At 41.2% G+C, this 20,018-nt stretch carries 20 protein-coding genes; 7 read left to right on the forward strand and 13 right to left on the reverse strand.

Annotation, left to right across the window (positions count from 1 at the left end; all coding sequences use genetic code 11):
• Nucleotides 1-5 precede the first annotated feature (5 nt).
• Entirely contained in the window at nt 6-314 is a 309-nt protein-coding gene (locus H5123_RS01275; protein ID WP_182696758.1) for a prephenate dehydrogenase, read from the forward strand.
• Nucleotides 315-542: 228 nt separating this feature from the next.
• Here H5123_RS01275 and H5123_RS01280 read toward each other — a convergent pair whose 3' ends face one another.
• Entirely contained in the window at nt 543-1,067 is a 525-nt protein-coding gene (locus H5123_RS01280; RefSeq protein ID WP_124015131.1) for a DUF3016 domain-containing protein, read from the reverse strand.
• A 218-nt stretch (nt 1,068-1,285) separates the two neighbouring features.
• The gene (locus tag H5123_RS01285) at nt 1,286-1,795 is read right to left on the reverse strand and encodes a DUF4240 domain-containing protein (RefSeq protein ID WP_182696759.1); all 510 of its coding nucleotides are present in this window, start codon (nt 1,793-1,795) and stop codon (nt 1,286-1,288) included.
• A 66-nt stretch (nt 1,796-1,861) separates the two neighbouring features.
• On the opposite strand from H5123_RS01285, the gene H5123_RS01290 reads away from it, so the two are divergent.
• From H5123_RS01290 to H5123_RS01310, 5 genes are all read left to right on the forward strand, one after another.
• The gene (locus H5123_RS01290; RefSeq protein ID WP_235781736.1) at nt 1,862-2,260 is read left to right on the forward strand and encodes a hypothetical protein; all 399 of its coding nucleotides are present in this window, start codon (nt 1,862-1,864) and stop codon (nt 2,258-2,260) included.
• A 118-nt stretch (nt 2,261-2,378) separates the two neighbouring features.
• Entirely contained in the window at nt 2,379-3,176 is a 798-nt protein-coding gene (locus tag H5123_RS01295) for a response regulator (RefSeq protein ID WP_182696760.1), read from the forward strand.
• Between the two features lie 156 nt (nt 3,177-3,332).
• Nucleotides 3,333-3,605, forward strand: coding sequence for an HU family DNA-binding protein (locus H5123_RS01300; protein ID WP_101033991.1), 273 nt, complete (start codon nt 3,333-3,335; stop codon nt 3,603-3,605).
• Nucleotides 3,606-3,939: 334 nt separating this feature from the next.
• Entirely contained in the window at nt 3,940-4,626 is a 687-nt protein-coding gene (locus H5123_RS01305) for a TorF family putative porin (protein WP_124015135.1), read from the forward strand.
• Between the two features lie 320 nt (nt 4,627-4,946).
• Entirely contained in the window at nt 4,947-5,123 is a 177-nt protein-coding gene (locus tag H5123_RS01310; RefSeq protein ID WP_165870035.1) for a PA3496 family putative envelope integrity protein, read from the forward strand.
• A gap of 84 nt (nt 5,124-5,207) precedes the next feature.
• Here H5123_RS01310 and H5123_RS01315 read toward each other — a convergent pair whose 3' ends face one another.
• Complete coding sequence (locus H5123_RS01315; RefSeq protein ID WP_182696761.1) at nt 5,208-6,185, reverse strand: PDC sensor domain-containing protein; 978 nt, start codon at nt 6,183-6,185, stop codon at nt 5,208-5,210.
• 234 nt (nt 6,186-6,419) lie between these two features.
• Here H5123_RS01315 and H5123_RS01320 point away from each other — a divergent pair, with 234 nt between their 5' ends.
• Nucleotides 6,420-7,772: a flavohemoglobin expression-modulating QEGLA motif protein gene (locus H5123_RS01320; protein ID WP_124015137.1), complete on the forward strand. Its 1,353-nt coding sequence runs from the start codon at nt 6,420-6,422 to the stop codon at nt 7,770-7,772.
• Between the two features lie 128 nt (nt 7,773-7,900).
• Here H5123_RS01320 and H5123_RS01325 read toward each other — a convergent pair whose 3' ends face one another.
• The 10 genes from H5123_RS01325 to metB all read right to left on the reverse strand — a co-directional run bounded on the left by H5123_RS01325 (nt 7,901) and on the right by metB (nt 19,889).
• On the reverse strand, nt 7,901-8,299 hold the full coding sequence (locus H5123_RS01325; protein ID WP_259395240.1) for a hypothetical protein: 399 nt from the start codon (nt 8,297-8,299) through the stop codon (nt 7,901-7,903).
• Nucleotides 8,300-8,394: 95 nt separating this feature from the next.
• Nucleotides 8,395-9,759: a sodium:alanine symporter family protein gene (locus H5123_RS01330; protein ID WP_124015138.1), complete on the reverse strand. Its 1,365-nt coding sequence runs from the start codon at nt 9,757-9,759 to the stop codon at nt 8,395-8,397.
• Nucleotides 9,760-10,347: 588 nt separating this feature from the next.
• Complete coding sequence (locus H5123_RS01335; RefSeq protein WP_182696762.1) at nt 10,348-10,602, reverse strand: cysteine-rich CWC family protein; 255 nt, start codon at nt 10,600-10,602, stop codon at nt 10,348-10,350.
• Nucleotides 10,603-10,771: 169 nt separating this feature from the next.
• Nucleotides 10,772-11,869, reverse strand: a complete 1,098-nt coding sequence (locus H5123_RS01340; protein ID WP_182696763.1) for a c-type cytochrome — start codon at nt 11,867-11,869, stop codon at nt 10,772-10,774.
• Between the two features lie 10 nt (nt 11,870-11,879).
• A complete protein-coding gene (locus tag H5123_RS01345; RefSeq protein ID WP_182696764.1) occupies nt 11,880-12,503 on the reverse strand; it encodes a c-type cytochrome in 624 nt (207 codons plus the stop codon).
• A 331-nt stretch (nt 12,504-12,834) separates the two neighbouring features.
• Nucleotides 12,835-13,719 (reverse strand): methylenetetrahydrofolate reductase, encoded by an 885-nt coding sequence (gene metF, locus H5123_RS01350; protein ID WP_124015142.1) that lies wholly within the window; start codon nt 13,717-13,719, stop codon nt 12,835-12,837.
• Nucleotides 13,720-14,259: 540 nt separating this feature from the next.
• Nucleotides 14,260-14,745: a VOC family protein gene (locus H5123_RS01355; protein ID WP_124015143.1), complete on the reverse strand. Its 486-nt coding sequence runs from the start codon at nt 14,743-14,745 to the stop codon at nt 14,260-14,262.
• 362 nt (nt 14,746-15,107) lie between these two features.
• Nucleotides 15,108-15,704: a 3'-5' exonuclease gene (locus tag H5123_RS01360; RefSeq protein ID WP_182696765.1), complete on the reverse strand. Its 597-nt coding sequence runs from the start codon at nt 15,702-15,704 to the stop codon at nt 15,108-15,110.
• Between the two features lie 481 nt (nt 15,705-16,185).
• Nucleotides 16,186-18,579 (reverse strand): bifunctional aspartate kinase/homoserine dehydrogenase II, encoded by a 2,394-nt coding sequence (locus tag H5123_RS01365; RefSeq protein ID WP_124015145.1) that lies wholly within the window; start codon nt 18,577-18,579, stop codon nt 16,186-16,188.
• Nucleotides 18,580-18,719: 140 nt separating this feature from the next.
• Nucleotides 18,720-19,889 (reverse strand): cystathionine gamma-synthase, encoded by a 1,170-nt coding sequence (gene metB, locus H5123_RS01370; RefSeq protein WP_182696766.1) that lies wholly within the window; start codon nt 19,887-19,889, stop codon nt 18,720-18,722.
• Nucleotides 19,890-20,018: the final 129 nt, after the last annotated feature.

A 20,018-nucleotide genomic window follows, 5' to 3' on the forward strand; every position in this document is an offset into this window, starting at 1 on the left:
CAATTATGCCGTACACCAATGTTTTTCTACAGATAAAAGAAAATCTGCAAATAGCCTATAGACAGGCGATTGACTCTGATGCTCGCCTTGACGAATTACGTAAAGCAGGACATGGTAAGTTTGTGGCTATCTTTACTGAAGATCAAGGATTTACGGAAAGTAGCAACCGTTTCTTGCCCTATGTACAAGAATTGGTAGCTGAGTTTGATGCGATGCAGAGTAGTACTCATGTCGCACCTGAAACTCTCGAAGCCTTTGTCAAAAAACTTGCGACTTTACTGCAAACGCTGCAAGTATTTAAACTGTCTAAATAATCTTTATGCTCCTGCGGAATCTTCATGCAGGAGCAACCTTAGTTGATATGACCTTTACATGTTGCGGCGACAATCATTGATAAAACCCAATGGCGACAATCAAGCGTAACCAGCGTCACTGGCACATTTGGTTATCAACAACGATTCATCAAGTCACTCCAGATAAAACAGACAACCCCTGCGCTAAATCAACCTTATCGATATAATCCTAAGTACTGTCGCCAAGGGCTATAGTTTAGGTGCGACACTCTTTTGTAACCAATCGGTAAATAAAGTTGTTTCGTACTGAAATGGTCGGTCATTAAAGCGATGTGAGTTAGACATAAAACTCATATCTGTGATTTTTTCATCACCAACAATAATCACCTTGTCACCTTCTTTAATCGTGTAACTAAAGGTGGCTCTGGGTGGGTATAAATCTTTTACAACACGTAAATCACCCGGCGTGGCACCAAATGTTGGTCGCATGTCTCCCGCTAGATCAAAGTTAGTCACTGTCATTTGCAGTGTCTGTCCTGGCTTGAGGGTTTTTTCGGCTTCTTTATTGATATTCTTGGTTAAAGTGTCAAATAAACGGTTTTCAAATCGTGACTGAAGCTCGTTAGAAGTTCTGATATCACTGAAATCTTTTGGATTTTGCCATTCAATTTTTACCAGCCCAACTTCAGTAACAGGATTAGGTGGTGGCGCATCTTCAGCCATAACAATTTGGGATACTAATACCGAAGCTAGCATTATATATTTTACATTCATAATAGACCTCCTGGGACTTAGGCGCTTGTGATAACACAGGTTTCAAGGCTGCTTCAGATAACGCTATTCAGCTTCTGTTAAAGCAACTTTGACCATATTTGCACGCCGATACTTATCATCAAATCAAATGTTAGCCATTAAGCTATCATCACTATAAATTGACTATAGTCCTCATAAGCTGAACCAAAGCTTAACAACGCCTAAGATCAAGCGGTCCACTAAAATGGAAAACGCGCACTCAATAAAGGATAGGTTTGACGCATAATTTTTGGTTTAGTGCTAAATTTTTTCCCCTCTGGAGTACTGTGTCCTGAGGGTAAGAATGGCAGCTCTAAGCCAGTGCGGTCTTCGTAGACTTGTCCTGCAATCAAATCATAATCTTCAACAAACGGGTAAGCATAATCGTCCACTAACGGCCAATTTTCTAATTCCCCTAAGCTATCTGGATTGGCGATAATCTTGTTGTACCATTGCTGACCTAACGACAATAAAAAACACCTAAACTCAGTAAAAGCATCATCAGAATCGCAACCTGTCACTATGTATGCTGCTCCCCAAATCGACCAGGAATAACTGCGACGTAATTGTTGGCCTAATATTTTATCGAATGCCTTGAGTGCTTCATCGTCCAAGTTTTCTAATTGCTGGCGTAAACTCAGGGTGAGATCTGCAGAAGACTGCTCAGGTTTATCGCGGGTCACTAGCGCCCAAAAATGTGTTTCTGTCATCAAAATATACCCATCACTCTGTTTTGTGCGATATTCTACCTCAAATTCTCCAGTACTATGATCAATATGAACCAAAATTCAGCCCAACGAATGCCCGTTAGAGTGATGATCCTTATCTCACTGTATGTTGTACTCACTCTTGTTGCTATTTGGCGCGCGATCACCTTTGAAGCCTTTGACTTATTAACTCTGGGAGTGATACCGGTTTTTATTGGTTTACTAATACGTGCGCCATGGACAAAAGTACTGCTACTCAGCTATGTCGCCTTACAAAGCCTAGGGTTAGTTGCAATGACAACAACGGCGTTGATTGCCTATCAAATCACCCCTGAAGACGTCAAACTGGTATTTCGAGGCTATAATATTCCATTAATTCCGCTATGGTTATTACTGTTAAGTGTGGTGGTGTTTCAATGGTGGGTTGGTCTGTCGAACGCGACCAGAGACTATCTTGCTCAAAAATAAACACCAAGTGCTATAGGCCTAGCTGAACTATCATCTCTAGCATTTTTTTAGTGTACAATTTACTTACACATGCAACATTAAAATAATACTAATAATAAATATCTGTGGAACGTGAATTATGACTAGCTTATCTCCAAGTGAATTATCCATCCTATTACTTGAGCCTTCAGAGACTCAACGTAAGATCATTATTACTCGCCTTCAGCAAGAAGGTGTCAGCAGCATCCAAACTGCCGCAACCATTGCTGAAGCTAAAGAGATAATCCATCGCCATAAACCAGACTTAATTGCCAGCGCACTCCATTTTATCGATGGCGAAGCCACTGAGTTATTGCAGTACATTAAAATGACTCCAGCATTGAGTGATATTCAATTTATGCTGGTTTCCAGTGAGTGTCGTCGTGAGCAGCTAGAAATTTTTAGACAATCAGGCGTGGTGGCTATTTTACCAAAACCATTTAATGCAGAACACTTAGCTACGGCACTTAACTCAACCATTGATTTACTCAGCAATGACGAGCTCGATTTAACCCACTTTGATGTTCACAGCATTAGAGTATTGGTGGTTGATGATAGCCGAATGGCACGAAATGTTATTAAGCGCACCATAGGCAATTTAGGCATACAGCTAATTACTGAGGCTGTTGATGGTGAACAAGCGATTAGCCTAATGAAAGACAATATGTATGATTTAGTGATCACTGATTACAATATGCCCTCGGTAGACGGACTTGCACTGACTCAGTACATCCGTAACCACAGTCAACAATCTCATATTCCAATCCTAATGGTATCGTCAGAAGCCAACGACACTCATCTGAGTAATGTATTTAGTGCTGGCGTCAATGCGCTTTGTGACAAGCCTTTCGAGCCGCAGTTAGTTAAGAAAATTCTTTATCAGCTCTTAGAAGAGTAACAACAAGGCAAATAAAGACATTATTTGTGCTAATTTTGCTTTAAAACCATTACAGATACTGAATTTATGGGATAAAGTGCTTTTAAACCAGCATCGCTTGTGGCATGTTAATCATGTTTTAAAAAAACACTTCTATGGAAAGCAGAGAATATCAATATGAACAAAAGTGAATTAATTGCAAAAATCGCTGAAAATGCGGAACTAACAAAAGCTGAAGCTGGCCGCGCTCTAAAGTCTTTCGAACAAGCGGTAACTGAAGCCATGAAAAATGGTGATAAAATTTCTATTGTTGGCTTTGGTTCTTTTGAAACCACTCAACGTGCCGCGCGTACTGGTCGTAATCCACAAACTGGCAAAGAAATTCAAATCGCAGCAGCTACAGTGCCTAAGTTTAAAGCTGGAAAAACACTAAAAGATAGCGTTAATTAATTATTCGTTTACTCTTTTTTTGCTAGAAACCTCCTTTATGGAGGTTTTTTATTGCCTGCTTTTTATATTTATCCTCTGCAAACAATATTATCTCTTAATTCAACATCAACGAATATTAGGATGCTGAGCACTGTTGCACAAAAAAGGGGCGAGCTTGCATCATTAAGTTGCAACAAATATGCAACAAAATGATCCATAAATACATAAGCAACTGACTTTAATAGGAAAATAGAGTTGGCATGCGATTCGCTAATTAATCTTCAGACAAACCAACATTGAGTTCATTTAGTGACACATAAATGCCTCATTGATAATAAAACGTTAAGGGATGAAGATGAAAAAATCACTATATCAAGCAATTGCATTATCAACAGGCTTATTACTGAGTGGCTCTGCCCTTGCTGAAGTTACGGGTAATATTGGCGCAACATCAAACTATTTATGGCGTGGTACCACACAAACTAATGATGCGGCTGCGGTTCAAGGTGGCATTGATTATGCTCATGACTCTGGTTTTTATGCTGGCACTTGGGTATCTAATGTCGATTTTGGTGATGAAACCAGTTACGAGTTAGATTTGTACGGCGGTTATGGTGGTAACTTTACTGAAGACTTAACTTACGACATTAGCTACCTTTATTATGCTTACCCAGATGCTGGTGGCAGTATTGATTTTGGTGAAGTCGCGCTCACTCTTGGATGGAAATGGCTAGATGTTGGCTATTCTAAAGTAATTAATGCTGATTCAGGTGTTTCTGGTGCCAGTGACGAAACAGATTGGAGCTATATCCAGGCCAATGCCAGCTTCCCGTTAACAGAAAAGCTCAGTGTCGCATTCCACTATGGTTATTCACAAGGCGATGTAGTTGAAGATTTATTCGGTGACACTTATGCAGACTACAACGTCACATTAAGTGCTGAAACAGACATAGGTACCGTATCATTCATGGCGGCTGATACTGACTTACCAGACAATGATGCAAAAGTTGTTTTAGGCTACTCTTACGGGTTTACACTATAACGAGTAACACCATTACTGACTCGCTTTATGAGTATATCAACGCCACCTCATTAACAGGTGGCGTTTTTCTATCTGTAGCAGATAGAAGCAGTATTATCTGGCGACATCATGGCATAGATAATACTAGTTTAAGCACACACTCTTCGCACTTGGCTTTATGTTTTACTAGCAAGAAATACATTTACTGCTAAGCTCAAAACGAAGGGTAAAAATAGCTGTCCAATTAAGGAAAAATATTTTACTTCCCTATTAACGTTTTTTTAGTTAGAAAATGCTCATTGAATTAATACCACGCTTTTATTTTACATGAGGGTTTTGTGATGGCTAATATTAGTGAAATAGTGCCTGATGACACAGAAATAGATGCGATGACGACGCCTAGAAACGTTAAGTCTGCCGAAAGTTTACAGCATAAACGCCAAGTGAAACGAAGATTAGAAGATTTTCTCGAACAAGCCCAATTACGCAAAGCAATTGGTGACGATGACTTTTTCTAAAAAATAGGGATAAACGCTTATATCGTTTATCCCAGTCTGTTTTATCATCTTTATCTCAGTGGATGTTAGGCGCTGATCAATACACTATACGCTTTTAATTTGTTCGCGCCGCATATGCTTACCCGCTTGGGTTTGGGTGAGCAGCAGCTCGGCTTTGGCCCCTAGATAGACATAGATTCCCAGCCCGACCAACAAGCCCACGACTGCCAACATCATTAAAATTGCTGGTTCAATATATTGCTTTTCCCCTAGTGACGCTTTAAACATAGTCAACAGGGCTTCTATTGAAATCGCAATCAAAATGGTCGAAATAAACCGCGTAATCGTTCGTCGAGTTGAACTGTGACGAAAAATATCTTTGTGCATCAATACTTCTTCTTCCAAAATGGTTTTACCCAAATCAAAAATGGCTAATGCCAAGGTAAGAAAAATAATAATGCCGAAGGGTTGCAATGGATCATGGGTAGCAGAAATTTGGCTAAAAAGGGTATAAATGTCACGAACTACAGTCCACATTAGCACGCTCACTAACACAAAAAGGCCCAGTACAATTGCAGCATAAATACTTTTAAAAAAAGGCGACATTTTGCGTCTAGCACTGTCACCCATCATAAACTCAATTAAGCGCGTTAAGTTGACATCAATAACCACAATTACCACTTGCCCAGACGCAGATTTAATCATTTGTGATGCAGACAAACACAAGCCACCGCCAGAATTAGACAAATAAGGTCGAGTAATATGCACAGTATCAACCGCAGTCAATTGGGTAAAGTAAGGCCGCTGACTTCGATCTGCACGGTCACCGCAATTCATTAATTTAACCTGCTGGTTAATGACGCTGATATTGGGGCAAATCTGTATGCCCTGAGCATTCAATAAATAAATCAGTTCCACGAAGGGATAGCTTATCGCCATATCTTCAAAAATTTTAGCCGATATAGGTTGCTCGAATAAATTAATATCGCCCACACCAATCAAAATAGACTCTAGTAGCTCGTGCACTAAATGCTCATATTCATGATAACGCTCAATCACACTTAAATAGCTCATCGCTGCCATAAATTTTCCTTTTAATTATTACTATTTTAGGTAAAGCAGTTTTAATGCCAAGAAAATAATTCAATATTTTTAGTAACTTAAAAAAACCACCCTTAAGACATTGCTATACGCCATGATAAATTGCACTAAAATAGTGCTAACTAGATGGTTATTTTTTCATTGCAGTTTTATGATCAACATCTGCTAATATGGCCGCTAGCACTGCTAACAACTTCTCTAGATTAGGAAAAGACAATGTCTGACTCTTTATTGCGTTATCAACAAGATATTCGTCGTTTTTCTGATGAATTAATTCGCATCCAAGCGCCAATTAAAATTTTAGACTCAATAAAATGGCCAAGACAAATTGAAGATGATTTTTTAGCGCAAAAAAGTAAACAATTACCCAACGTTAGTAATGACTTTTATCAGTCAATTCCGCTATCGTTTAACGCAGATCAAACTCAAACAGACCTGCAAGGTTTAAAAACTGCCGTTGAGCGTGGTTTAGGTAAACGCGATAAATTAGGTAAAATTTTACTGGCCAATATTGATCAATATCGCATAGTAATAGACATGCTGCATAATCGTGGCAAGCCGATGTTTGGTAAACTTAGCCAAGAGCTTTACGGCAGTGCCAGCCACAAATTACATGGCGATCGCCATACATTACGCCAACTGGGCGATCGCTTAAGCCATATATTTTCTTTGCCAGCGGCGCGCCACATGAATAGCCGCCATCCTAAGATTGTAACGGCACCAGAAGCGGTAAATGTCCTCAGCGAACGCTTAGTGAAGTATTTTCATAATGATGAAATTCACGTTAAATTGAGTGATGGTATTGTGTCCGATGCCGCCGTCGGAGGCGATACGGTTAAGCTCAATACTCGCGCCATGTTCAGCGAATCTGATCTGAATATCTATGAAGTGCATGAAGGCTGGGTTCATGTGGGCACCACACTCAATGGCCGTGCTCAACCTCATGCCACTTGGCTCAGCGTTGGATCACCACGCGTTACCGCTTCGCAAGAAGGCTTAGCTGTGCTCATGGAAATGCTCACCTTAAGCTCAAATCCGGGCCGCGCTCGACGTATTAGCGATCGAGTCTCTGCGGTAGACATGGCAGAGAAAGGGGCTGATTTTATTGAAGTGTACCGCTATTTCAGAGACCTTAATTTAAGCTCAAAAGACAGCTATCGGGTAACTCAACGGGTATTTCGTGGTGGCATGGTAGGCGGCGGTAGCTTTTTTACTAAAGACATCTCTTACGTGCGCGGTTATGTAGAAAATATTAACTTTATTCGTAGTGCCATCAGCACTGGGCTACCTGAGTTAATCCCTATGCTATTTTTAGGCAAATTAGCCATTGAGGATATTCCGGTACTGTACCAAGCTTATCAAGAAGGTATTATTGCCCACCCTAAGTATTTACCTCCGATGTTTGAAGATATTAGCGGGCTTTATGCTTGGTTTGGTTTTGCCTCAGGAATAGGTAATATCGACCTCAAAGGGGTGCAACGCCATTTTGCTCGCCAATTCAAAAATGTTGTTCCAAGTTCTGCCGTCGACTTATTTGAAGACTCAGAGTTTGATAACAATTTCGAATAAACCACAATGGAAATGTAATAGGTTAAGTGTGCGATAGTTACACTTAACCTATTAAAAATAAACTTCTTTTAAATGATGCAGGTAACGCTCACTATATTGCACTAATAGACACTAAGTAACGAATCTATCTAAATACCTCGGTCGATGACATACGCCTCACCATTACACTCTAAATACACAGCACACGATGGGTAATTAACTTTGCCGCATTGCTTCATAACAATGGCATTTCCACCACGTTGTTTCACTTGTAATTTGAGCGATTTAGTCATTGAAGACAAGCTAGGGAGATCATCTAACTTATCAGGATCCGATGAGACTTCACAATATGAAGTGGTCACATCGCCTAGAAACTTTGCTTTGAACCGGGATATTTCTCCAGAGGTATAAGTATCAATCTCTGCTATCTTGGCATTGCCAAGCGCAATGGTACCCGCATTTGTTCGCAGCGACAGATTAGAACACCCGGACAAGAGCATCACCATCAATAACGCTGCGCTTGATACAGCAAAAGTAAGATGTTTCATAAAAATCCTTTTAAGGAAGCATGTTCATCTATTTACCAATGAACATGCTTAACCACAATTGCGAAATATTAACGTGAGTCGTTAACTAGACGAGTTTAAGCGTTAGCTTTCAAAGCTCGTTGCTTAATAAAATACTCACGAGTTAAGCCAAACACCACAGGACTTAACAACACCAACGCAATTAAGTTTGGAATCGCCATCATCGCATTTAATGTGTCAGCTAATAACCAAATAAACTCTAACGAACTGACTGCACCTATCGGTACAACTAAGGTCCAAATGAGACGAAATGGTTTGACGGCTTTATCACCTAAAAGGTATTGGACACATTTTTCACTGTAAAAACTCCAACCTAAAATGGTGGTAAAGGCAAATATAGCCAATGCAATTGCCACAATATAATTTCCCATAGGCAATGCATTTGAAAATGCCAATGAGGTTAACGCCGCGCCGTTTTCACCTGATGTCCAGGCACCAGAAACCACAATAGCCAAACCGGTAATTGAACACACAATAAGGGTGTCAATAAACGTGCCTAACATAGCGACTAAACCTTGTTTTACAGGATTATTAGTTTGTGCTGCGGCATGAGCAATCGGGGCACTACCTAAACCAGCTTCATTGGAAAATACGCCTCGCGCTACACCAAATCGAATTGCAGCCCATACCGCTGCGCCTGCAAAACCACCTTGGGCTGCGACCGGGTTAAAAGCACTTTCAATAATTAACAGAAAAGCCGCGGGTACTTGCGCTGCATTAACAATCAATACCGCTAAACCCGCAGTAATATAAAACACTGTCATTAATGGCACTAGCTTACCAGCCACTTCAGCAATACGCTTAATACCGCCCATCAGTACCGCACCAACCAGCACCATTAACACCACGCCGGTCACCCAACTAGGCACGCCAAAATTACTGCTCATCGCATCCGCAACCGAGTTAGCTTGTACGGTATTACCAATACCAAAACCAGCAATAGAGCCAAAAATAGCAAATGCAGTACCTAACCAAGCCCACTTACTGCCTAAACCGTTTTTGATGTAATACATAGGGCCACCAACATGGTTGCCATTAGCATCTGTTTCACGAAACCTCACCGCCAAAACAGCTTCCGAAAACTTAGTCGCCATACCCACGAGCGCCGTACACCACATCCAAAATAGCGCACCCGGACCACCAATAAAAATCGCCGTTGCCACACCCGCAATGTTACCGGTACCAATAGTGGCTGATAATGAGGTCATTAATGCATTAAACGGGCTGACATCACCCTTTTCGCTATCATCTGTAACCTGACGACCCGCCCATAACAATCTAAAGCCTCGATTTAGCTTTAAAATAGGCATGAATTTTAAGCCAATCGACAGAAATAGCCCGACACCTAAAATCATAATTAGCATGGGAACACCCCATACTATACCGTTAACCATATTGACAAATTGTGTGACTGCTTCCATGTAAAAACCTCATAATGAGTAATGATTTATGTCTAAAGTTATAATTATTATTAACTAACCTCACCTCGCGGATAATAGACAGGATAAAACGTTTAAACGGGAGTCATACCAAATCTACAAAATCAAACCTACACTGTGCTTTACTCACCAGGCTGTTTGAAAACCGTTTATTATCCAAAACTGAGGTTAATTATCTTCTGATTCCCCCTCAACAGCCCAACTCCGTTGAAAAACAATCATTTTAGATTACCTCGATTTCGTTAATCATAGCAACCATGTATATGTGACTAGCGCCAACTTCAATAATACCGTCCTAAAGTCATCAGAAGATCCCCCTATTAATATAAATCGCGCATTGTTCTGCCATGACACAAATATGCATTCAGAGACGGTTATAAATAAGTACCAATATTGGTTTATAGGTCGATAAATAAAAATATTAACTTACTTGGGAAGGACAATAACGAGGACATCAAAACAGCTATTGATTGGCGTTAAGTGTTTATATGCCAAGTTAAGCCGCTTCGAAGCGGTAACACAAACCATCACTCAAATAGCATTGAGATTTCGCTAATGAGTAATCTAAGGTTAGGGTGAATAAGTTTCAACGGCATCAATATCAGATTGTTGCACTAATTTAGCCATACAAGACTGACAAACACATTGATTATTGGGTAAATCAACCCCTGAAGATGTTGCGTTAAACTGCGCAATAATGGAGGGCATATCCACGGTTTGCTTAGCGCACCAACATGCATCTATGGCTAATCCTTGCTCCATGGCACAAGCATTATCTTGTTGGCACAGTGGGCACAATTGTGCAGCAAAGGTGAATAATGTCATTGCCCAACCTATGAGGTAATAATAAATAAAAGCTAAGATCAACATACTGCCATTTCTGATCGCTATGCTCAATAAGCTCTGTCTAAGTAATGTGTACACTTACAAAAAAGCCCATTAAGCGTTCACTCAATGGGCATCATTCATAGGTTTATCTTAATTCAGATAGATATCAAGGCTTAACTGTATTTTTAAGCGGAAAAACCGGATACGAATCAGTCCCTAAAATAGGCTTACCAGCAACCGATTGGCCATAATAGCCCTGGTGCTGATGGTATGTGGCTTGAGTCTTACTCACATCACCATTAAAACGAGGATCTTGTGGGCGATCAAACGAATTAACATAAGCGGCAACATCCCAAGCTTGCTGAACAGTAAGCTGGACACTTTTACCTAACGGCATATTTTCATAAATAAAATCAGCAGCCGTATTTACCCGATGCATTCCAGCGCCCCAGTTGAAGCTTTGAGGTCCCCATAATGGCGGCAAGGCAGCAACCCCAGCGATTATTTGTCCTTGACCATCTTCGCCATGACAAGTTTGGCAATGAGCTTGATAAACAATCATACCGCGCTCCGGCGCATAGGCTAATTCTGGATCTGGCGCTTTAGGAAAGCCCCGTCCAGGTAACTGACTTAGCGCTTTGGTATCTAAATTTTTGGCAATGGCCTCTGGCATCGGGAAATCATCCCGCATTGCACCTTTCACTAATTCAGCATCAGATAACTCAGGCACAGGGCCGCTAACGTTATATTGTGCCATTAATCCACTCATGCCTAACCAGTATGAATAAGCAGATATTGCCACTAACTCAGGAGAACCAGACTCGGGCGCTTTACCGTTCATTGAATAAGTAAAACAACCTTGAACACGCTCTTGAAAGCTGTTCACTTTATCATTTTTCTTACGATAGGCCGGATAGGCAAAATATGCCCCCCATAAAGGCGACGAATTAGCTTGTTGCCCTGCATTCATATGACAATTAGCACAACTGAGTTGATTACCAACGTACTTATCTCTAAGCGTTTGAGTATTCACGAACAATTGATAGCCTAGGCGAACTTTGTCACCAAAAACTCCCGCAGGAATATCGGTTAATGACGCAGGTTGTAGATAGTTCTCACCCACTTTTTTAGGTACTGCAGGCAATGCCGCTTGGCGATCAGGTAGTGCTGCTGAAGCTGTAGCAGGAACTTCAGTTAACATTTCATTGGCCTGTAAAGGCAAGCTAAACAGGACACCAATGCTCAATAGCGATAATAATTTCATAGCCATGTCCTTATTTTATATTGGCAAAATACTGCGATAAACCATCGATTTCGGCAGCTGTTAATTTCCGCGCAATATTACCCATCATATTGTCAATATCACCGGTTCGAGTGCCGTCTTGCCAAGCTAATAGTTGGGTCTTGATGTAACTGGCTTGCTGGCCTGCTAAGCGAGGGAAATTGCCTCCGCCAATTGCCGATGGCCCATGACAACTGGTACACGCCGGAATAGTTCGCGACCAATCGCCTTGAAAGGCTAATCTTTCAGAGGGATCACTAATGGCAACCTTGTCACCGCGAAATTGCAGCGAAATATCAGCAACTGGCTGTTGGCTAAAATATTGTGCCACTAGGCCAATATTATCACCTTGTACCGTGGCAGCCATTGCTAGCATGGTGGGGTTTTGACGTTTACCGGCATGAAACAACTTGAGTTGATTGGTAATGTATTCAGCCGATAAACCAGCTAAACGAGGGCCAATGATATCAATTCCTTGACCTTGAGCACCATGACAAGAAGTACATAACTGAGCGGCGGGTGGAATGGCTTGTTGAGGTTCTGCAGCATTTGCTTGCACAATATTAACTATGGTTAAGCCAGCCAATACACTGAGTACATAAAAGGATGTTTTCATCATCACACCTTTTTAGTTATTAATTGTTGTTAATATACCATAGGCTATAAATATGAAAAAAAGAATACGGCAAACGTCGAATACTCACACAAAAGGCCATAAATATTAAACAAAAAACCCGCTAATGAAATCATTAACGGGGTTAGAGACTATGACCACTGCGTCTGTTGCTATCGACTTAGCAGCCATTCTAATTTAACTTTTTTGAATAGGACGGCCTATTCAACGCTAAGCTATTTACGCTTAGTTCAAGGCAAAAGGCGCAATTTAATGGTTTAAATGAATGAGCATTTTTGCAACGATAAAATAGGCGTAGAGTCGTTATGCCTGTTTACTTTGGACGCACACCTAACGTATGGCAAATAGCATAAGTTAATTCGGCACGGTTAAGAGTATAAAAATGAAAATCTTTAACCCCTTCACGAGACAATACTTTTACCATATCAATCGCAACGTTGGCTCCAACTAACTGACGAGTTGCAGGGTCGTCATCTAAACCTTCAAATTGGCGATGTAACCAATGTGGAATCGCCACGTTAGTCATTCCAGCAAAACGTTTAGTTTGCTTAAAGTTAGTCACCGGCAAAATGCCAGGGATAATTTCAACATCTATGCCAGCGGTGACACAGCGATCGCGAAAACGTAAATAGGATTCAACATCAAAGAAAAACTGAGTAATGGCACGGTTGGCGCCCGCATCAATTTTTTTCTTCAAGTTAATTAAATCAGCCTGAGCGTTACGCGCATCTGGATGAACCTCAGGATACGCCGCAACCGAAATATCAAAATCTGCCACTGAACGTAATAAACGTACTAAATCATTAGCAAAGCGAGTTGGTTTTGGGCTGCCTTCAGGCAAATCACCACGTAAGGCGACAATGTCTCTAATACCTGAATTCCAATAATGCTTTGCCAGTTCAACTAACTCTTCATCACTAGCATCAACCAAGGTTAAATGCGGTGCCGCTAGAAGATTCGTCTCTTTCTGAATACGTTCAATCACGCTATGAGTACGATCACGTACGCCGGAATTGGCACCATAAGTCACAGAGACAAATTTAGGGTTTAACGGCTCTAAACGACGAACTGAATTCCACAGGATCTCTTCCATCTCTGGCGTTGATGGCGGGAAGAACTCAAAAGAAACATTAATATCATTCAGCTCAGACAAGCTCTGATTTAACGACTGGGCATGTTGCGCATGATGAAAAGCCATAATGTATTCCTTCAACTTCTGTAAAACTTAGGAGCCAATACCAATTAACTAACTTTCAATTTAGCCGTTTGGACGTCTATATGTCCATATACTAGTTTAACTGCATCCTAAGTCAAGCTAAAATACCATCAATTAACCAATTTAAGTCTACAGCTCAATCGCAAGCAATAACGCGAGCGCTAACGAAACCAGCCAAATCCTTTGAACCACAATAAAAATGACTACAGACCGACTATAAGTGTTCACTGTATTCCTTTTAGTGCCTAACAGCTCAAATCAGTTACGCAGCCATCTGCATATGTCTGCAAGCCTTTATCAAATCACTGTGTGACAAACCATCAAACTGACAATAAATGAGTTTCTTATGCGGTTAATAAAAACGAGTATTACTCTGATTAAGCTGGTTAGATTATTTAATCGTTTGATATATATTAAGTTTCTCTGCAAAAATGCTCAAAAGTAACCTCAAAAACATTTCCCATGACATAAAAAAGCTACTATCTAGGTAGCGTTAAAGTAATACGGATATCGTTAAACAAATTACTCGTAATCAGTAGAGTAAGTTTCTTCATAGCTGTGCGAGTAAAGTTCAAACAAGTTGCCAAACGGGTCTTCTAAGTAGACCATTTGTGCTAGCTTACTGTCGTCTTCTGGGTGGTAGCGCATAATGTCCATTCTTACTTTACCGCCATATTGCTCCGTACGCGCAATAGCGCCTTCAAAGTCATCTGTTTGCAAACAAAAGTGGAAGATACCAAGACGGGTAAAATCAACTTCGTGACGTTGTTGACGGTCGATCATTTCAAACATCTCCACACCAATACCGTCAGTCGTGACTAAGTGTGCAATGTTAAAGCCTTTAAAGCCTTCACCAAAAACGGCCACACACATTCTGCCAATAGCAGTTTTACGTTCTTCTTGAACCTTAGTGTTACCCATCACCACTCTTAGTCCCAGCGCTTTAGTATAAAACTCAACCGCTTTATCCATGTCGCCAACCATCAAACCTACATGATTCATTTTCATAACTTACTCCTAAAAACTATTGATTCGTCTTTGTTCGATGGCGTAATCTTACGGCGGACAGGTAATGAATAAAAATTATCAAAACTTATCTAATTGATAATTTAAATTTATAACACTTTGATAATCACAAAATAGAGATTCTCAAGCAATGATGTAGCTTTTGCCAATAAGACAAATTCAACACAGCAGAGAGCTTGAGAACCAACGAGTAGAAATCAGGGAACGGGTTTTATAGGTGAGTGATTAAGCGCAGAGGCAGTGCAGGAAACTTGATGACCCTAACTAATTGTCAACAAGCTTATTTATTTGGTCAAATAAGCTAATGTTGTTTATTAAATTAATTGGTGAGAGGCTCATATTCTTTAGGGAGATGAATGGCTCTGTCTTTCTATTTCGAGAGCAATTAATAATGCGCTATGTGCATCATTTGCGGCGTATCTTTTCTGATGATCGTGTAAGGGGAATATTGACCAATTGGATTGTTGTGCACTCTTAGATAGCCGTTGATTAAAAAACATCGCAACCGCAACTCTAGCGCCAACGCGTTGTTTAACTTGCGCAAAACGCATCACCTTTGAAGAGAGTTCTTCTGTATTGATTAATTTAATGCCAAATTTTCTAAAAAGAAGTTTTTTATCTTCTTTCAATCCAAAACCTACCTTCTTTATTGTCGGGTCAGATAATATTTCAGCGATTGCAGTAAAGTTTTCATAAAATTTTGTAGGAAATAAGAATACTTTAGATTTTGTGGCTATCTGGATTAAATGAGGTCCATCACTGACCTCACCTTTTACAAAACAAGGTTTGCTCTCTGTATCAAACCCTAAACAAGAATGAGTTCTTAACTCCGCTATTGCATTTATAGAGTCGGCTTTGTTTGTAACGACGATAATATTCTCTAAACTAATACCGTCATAAAGGGGTAAATCTCGAATTTGTTCCTTTGTTGGCCTTTGCATTGGATATCCTTTTGCCCAGAGAGTCAGTACTCATGTGTGGCGATATTGATAAGAGCATAAATCGCTAGTTGGCTTTATCCATAACGGTAATGCTAACTAACATTGAGGCCGTTGAAAACTTCCCATAACAGAATACGTGAGCAGTAGGATAAAACCCTGTCGCGAAGTGTTAGCTTTCCAGGAAATGTTGATCGGGCGCTAAGGGTTTGCAAAAGAGTATAAGCGCTCTTCCCCTTTACTCTGTTATGAGCCAAGCACCACTAAGCTGGCCGCTGGCCATAAGTACAAAGCAATAAATAATAGTGCTGGATTCCGGCTCACAAGCATTGCCGGAATGACGAAATAGTGAAATATCAAAATGACTAAATAGTGAAGTGTCGGGCTGACGAAATAGTGAAGTGTCGGCATGACGTTGATGGCCGCAGGCCAAAAAAGCTAAACCCCGGCTCCAAAGCGTTACCGGGATGACAACTTAACTGACCTACTCTTGCAATAGGTCTTTGCAGATATGCACTAAATCGGACTGCACCGCTGCAGCAGTCACCTCACGCCCGGCCCCTGGTCCGCGGATAATCAAAGGGTTACCTTGATAAAACGTACTGCGAATAACAAACACATTATCGCCTGGGGTTAAATTGGCATAAGGATGATGATTATCCACCCACTGCAAACTCACTTCAGCTTGTAACTTACCTTCCACTTTATCCAACGAAGCCACATAGCGCAGTACTTTATGTTGCTCTGTTGCGGCGACATATTGCTGCAACAAACCATCATCTAATTCACTGATGCGTGATAAAAAGTCTTCAAGTGATAACTCTGCTAAGGCTTTGGGCACTAACGAGTTAAGACTGATATCATCTAATTCTATCGCCAAACCAATCTCGCGCGCCAAGATTAACAACTTACGTTGCATATCGCGGCCCGACAAGTCATCACGCGGATCAGGTTCTGTAATACCTAAACTTCGAGCGTGGAGTACTAATTCAGAAAACGGTTTACTGCCGTCATAATTTTCGAACAACCAACACAAGGTGCCGGAAAATATGCCACCAACGGCCTCAATTGTGTCGCCACTGTTACGTAAATCATTTAATGCATGTTGTATTGGTAAACCGGCGCCACAACTCGCGTTATAACGCCAAAACAAGCGACGATTACTGAGTTGCAGTTTTAATTCGCGATAAAAAGGTAATGGCCCAGAGCCGGCTAATTTATTCGCGCTCACCACATGAATTCCGCGGGCAAATAACTCTGGATATTGTAAGGTTAACGCTGCACTGGCACTGATATCGAGTGCGACAATTTCATCGCATGATAACAGTGCCAACTGATCAAACAATTTGTCATAATCCCATTCAATGCCGTGCTGCTGATAATCTTGTTGCCATTGCTCGAGATTAATTCCGTCATTAGAGATTAAGGCTTTTTTCGAGCCGACTAAACCCACTAACTCAACAGTAGCCTCAAGTTCATGATCCAATGCAGGGCTTGCGCGTTTAAATAAATCAATCCACGCCTCACCTATATTACCCACGCCCAACAATAACACTCCGATGCGCATTCTTGGCCCAGCGCAACGACGATGCACTTTCTGAGTCAATAAGCTCACTTGAGCTTGCGGCACTAAGGTGACTAAACTCAGTGAATCTTGATAAACAGGTTTAGCATCGCGGCTAAGTAATCGGGCAAAACTGCGTCTAAAGTGATGCGCATCAGCACTGACAAGGGCCACTAAACCTAAATCAGTTTGGGCACTTAACTCGTCAATACCAAACTCACTGCTGTATTGCGTCAATAAGGCCTGTACTTGTTTCTGGCACTCTAGGGTAAGTGCAAGTTCAATCTTATTCTGTGCTAGCGACCAATAAGCTAAAGGCGTAATGCCAACGTTATCTAAAATAGTCAGTAACGGCTCAATGTCAGCGTTCATTTTAAAACTAAACAACACCACTTCATTTAAGTTAGTCACAACGGGTGCACTGGCTGATGAACTCAGTGGAGCAATTAAGGTAAAGTCAGTGTGTGAAGCATAACTGGACCGCACGGCTAAACTTACGTGAGTATTAAACAATGGCTGTAAGGTACGTGAGTGCAACACAGGCGAGCCTAGACGAGCTAAGCGATCCGCTTCTGCTAGTGACATACTCTTGAGTAATTTAGCGTCATTAATTTTATTCGGGTCGGCGTTAAATACCCCTTCAACATCAGTCCAAATCGTCACACGCTCAATGTCGGCTAAACTGGCAATTAAGGTAGCACTAAAATCTGAACCATTACGGCCCAACAATAACGTATCACCATGACGATTAGCACAAATAAAACCTGTAATAACTAAACGCTCTTGCGGATGTAAAGCGAGTAAGGCTTGTACTTTTTCACGCGATTGCGCCACTAAAATATTGGGAATAGCACCTTCGTCTGCAACCAAAATAGAACACGCATCCACATGAGTGGCTGTTACACCCATTTCTCTCAGCAATGCGGCCATAAGGCGTGCAGACCAACGCTCACCAAAACTGACCACTTGGTTTAATTGGTAGTCATTACGCTGCTCTAAAGACAATAAACTGACTAATTGCGATTTGTCAGTCGACAGGCGCTCACGTAGGTCACGAGCCAGCTCATTTGATAATAACTGTTCAATTAATGTCTGCTGATAACTGATCAGCACTTGAAGCTCTTCTTGCCATAACTGACCGCTGTCACGCAGAGTGAGTAATTTGTATAAAAAGTTAGTCGTTTTGCCGGCGGCCGATACCACAACTAAATCATCACTTTGACCATGTGTAAGCAAAATATGGGCAACACGGCGATAGCAATCTGCATCCGCTAAACTTGAACCACCAAACTTATGTAAATGACTTCGCGTCATTACTAACTCCTTAAACAACTAAGACTTTTATTGCGACAGCTATACTTCTAATTTGAAATAAACAGTGTGGCAAGTGCATATTTTCTATTTTACTTTATTTGGCCGGAACCACAGCAAACTTAAACTCGAATTAAGCCAACTCAAGCTGATTTTATCGCAGTAACAGCGGCGAGACCGGCTTGAATATCCGCGAGCAGGTCATCTGCATCTTCAATACCGACAGATAATCTCAGTAAAGTGTCTTTAATACCAGCCTGCTGCCTTGCCTGTGGGTCCATTGCACGGTGAGTCATGGTGGCAGGAACAGCAACTAAACTTTCCACTCCGCCTAAACTTTCAGCAATACTAAACAAAGATAATGCCTGTAAAAAGGCCACCACTTCAGCTTCGCCACCGGTTAATTCAAAACTTAACATAGCGCCAAAACCTTGTTGTTGTTTTGCGGCAATTTCGTGACCCGGATGGTCTTTTAGCCCTGGATAATACACCTTGGCAACCACATCACTGGCATTGAGTAATTCTACAATTTTTTGCGCATTACGTTGATGCTCACGAATGCGGACTGCCAGCGTTCTTAAGCCACGTAAGGTTAAATAGCTATCAAAAGCAGAACCGGTTAATCCAAGGGTGTTTGACCACCAATGTAATAATTCACCCACTTCAGCATCTTTAGCCACCACAGCGCCACCGACCACATCACTGTGACCATTAATGTATTTGGTGGTTGAGTGAATAACGATATCGGCCCCCAACAATAAAGGTTGTTGTAATATTGGCGACAAAAAAGTGTTATCAACCGTCACTAACGCGCCAACCTCATGGCAAGCGATACTGATCGCATTAATATCGACTACCCGCAGTAATGGATTTGATGGCGTTTCTAACCAGACCATTTTGGGATTTTGCGCTATCGCGTTGCCCAGCGCTTGCGCATCAGTTTGATCAACAACCAATAACTTAAATTGACCTTTTTTGGCCAGGTTAGTAAATAAACGGTAACTGCCACCATAACAATCGTGCGGCACAACCAATAAATCATCTGGGCCCAACAAACTGGTCACTAAGGTAATGGCCGCCATGCCGGTACATGTCACCACACCAGTTACACCTTGCTCAAGTTTTGCAATCGCCTCACCTAATATACAACGCGTCGGATTACCTGAACGGCTGTAGTCAAACTCGCGAGGATTAGTATGGCCATCAAATGAATAATTGGTCGATAAATAAATCGGCGGCACAATAGCACCATGTTGTGTGTCTGTTTCTATACCCTGGCGAACGGCCAAAGTGGCACTTTGATACTGAGTCATAATTGATTCCTAAAAAGTCACAAACACACAATAGATGTCTAGACGTCCAAATTTACCGAAGAGTTCTCCCTGAGTCAACCAAAATAGACGTTTAGACGTCTAAACATCGAGAAATCTATTTGCATCGGG

This window comes from Shewanella sp. SR43-4 (assembly GCF_014163845.1).
Taxonomy (GTDB): domain Bacteria; phylum Pseudomonadota; class Gammaproteobacteria; order Enterobacterales; family Shewanellaceae; genus Shewanella; species Shewanella vesiculosa.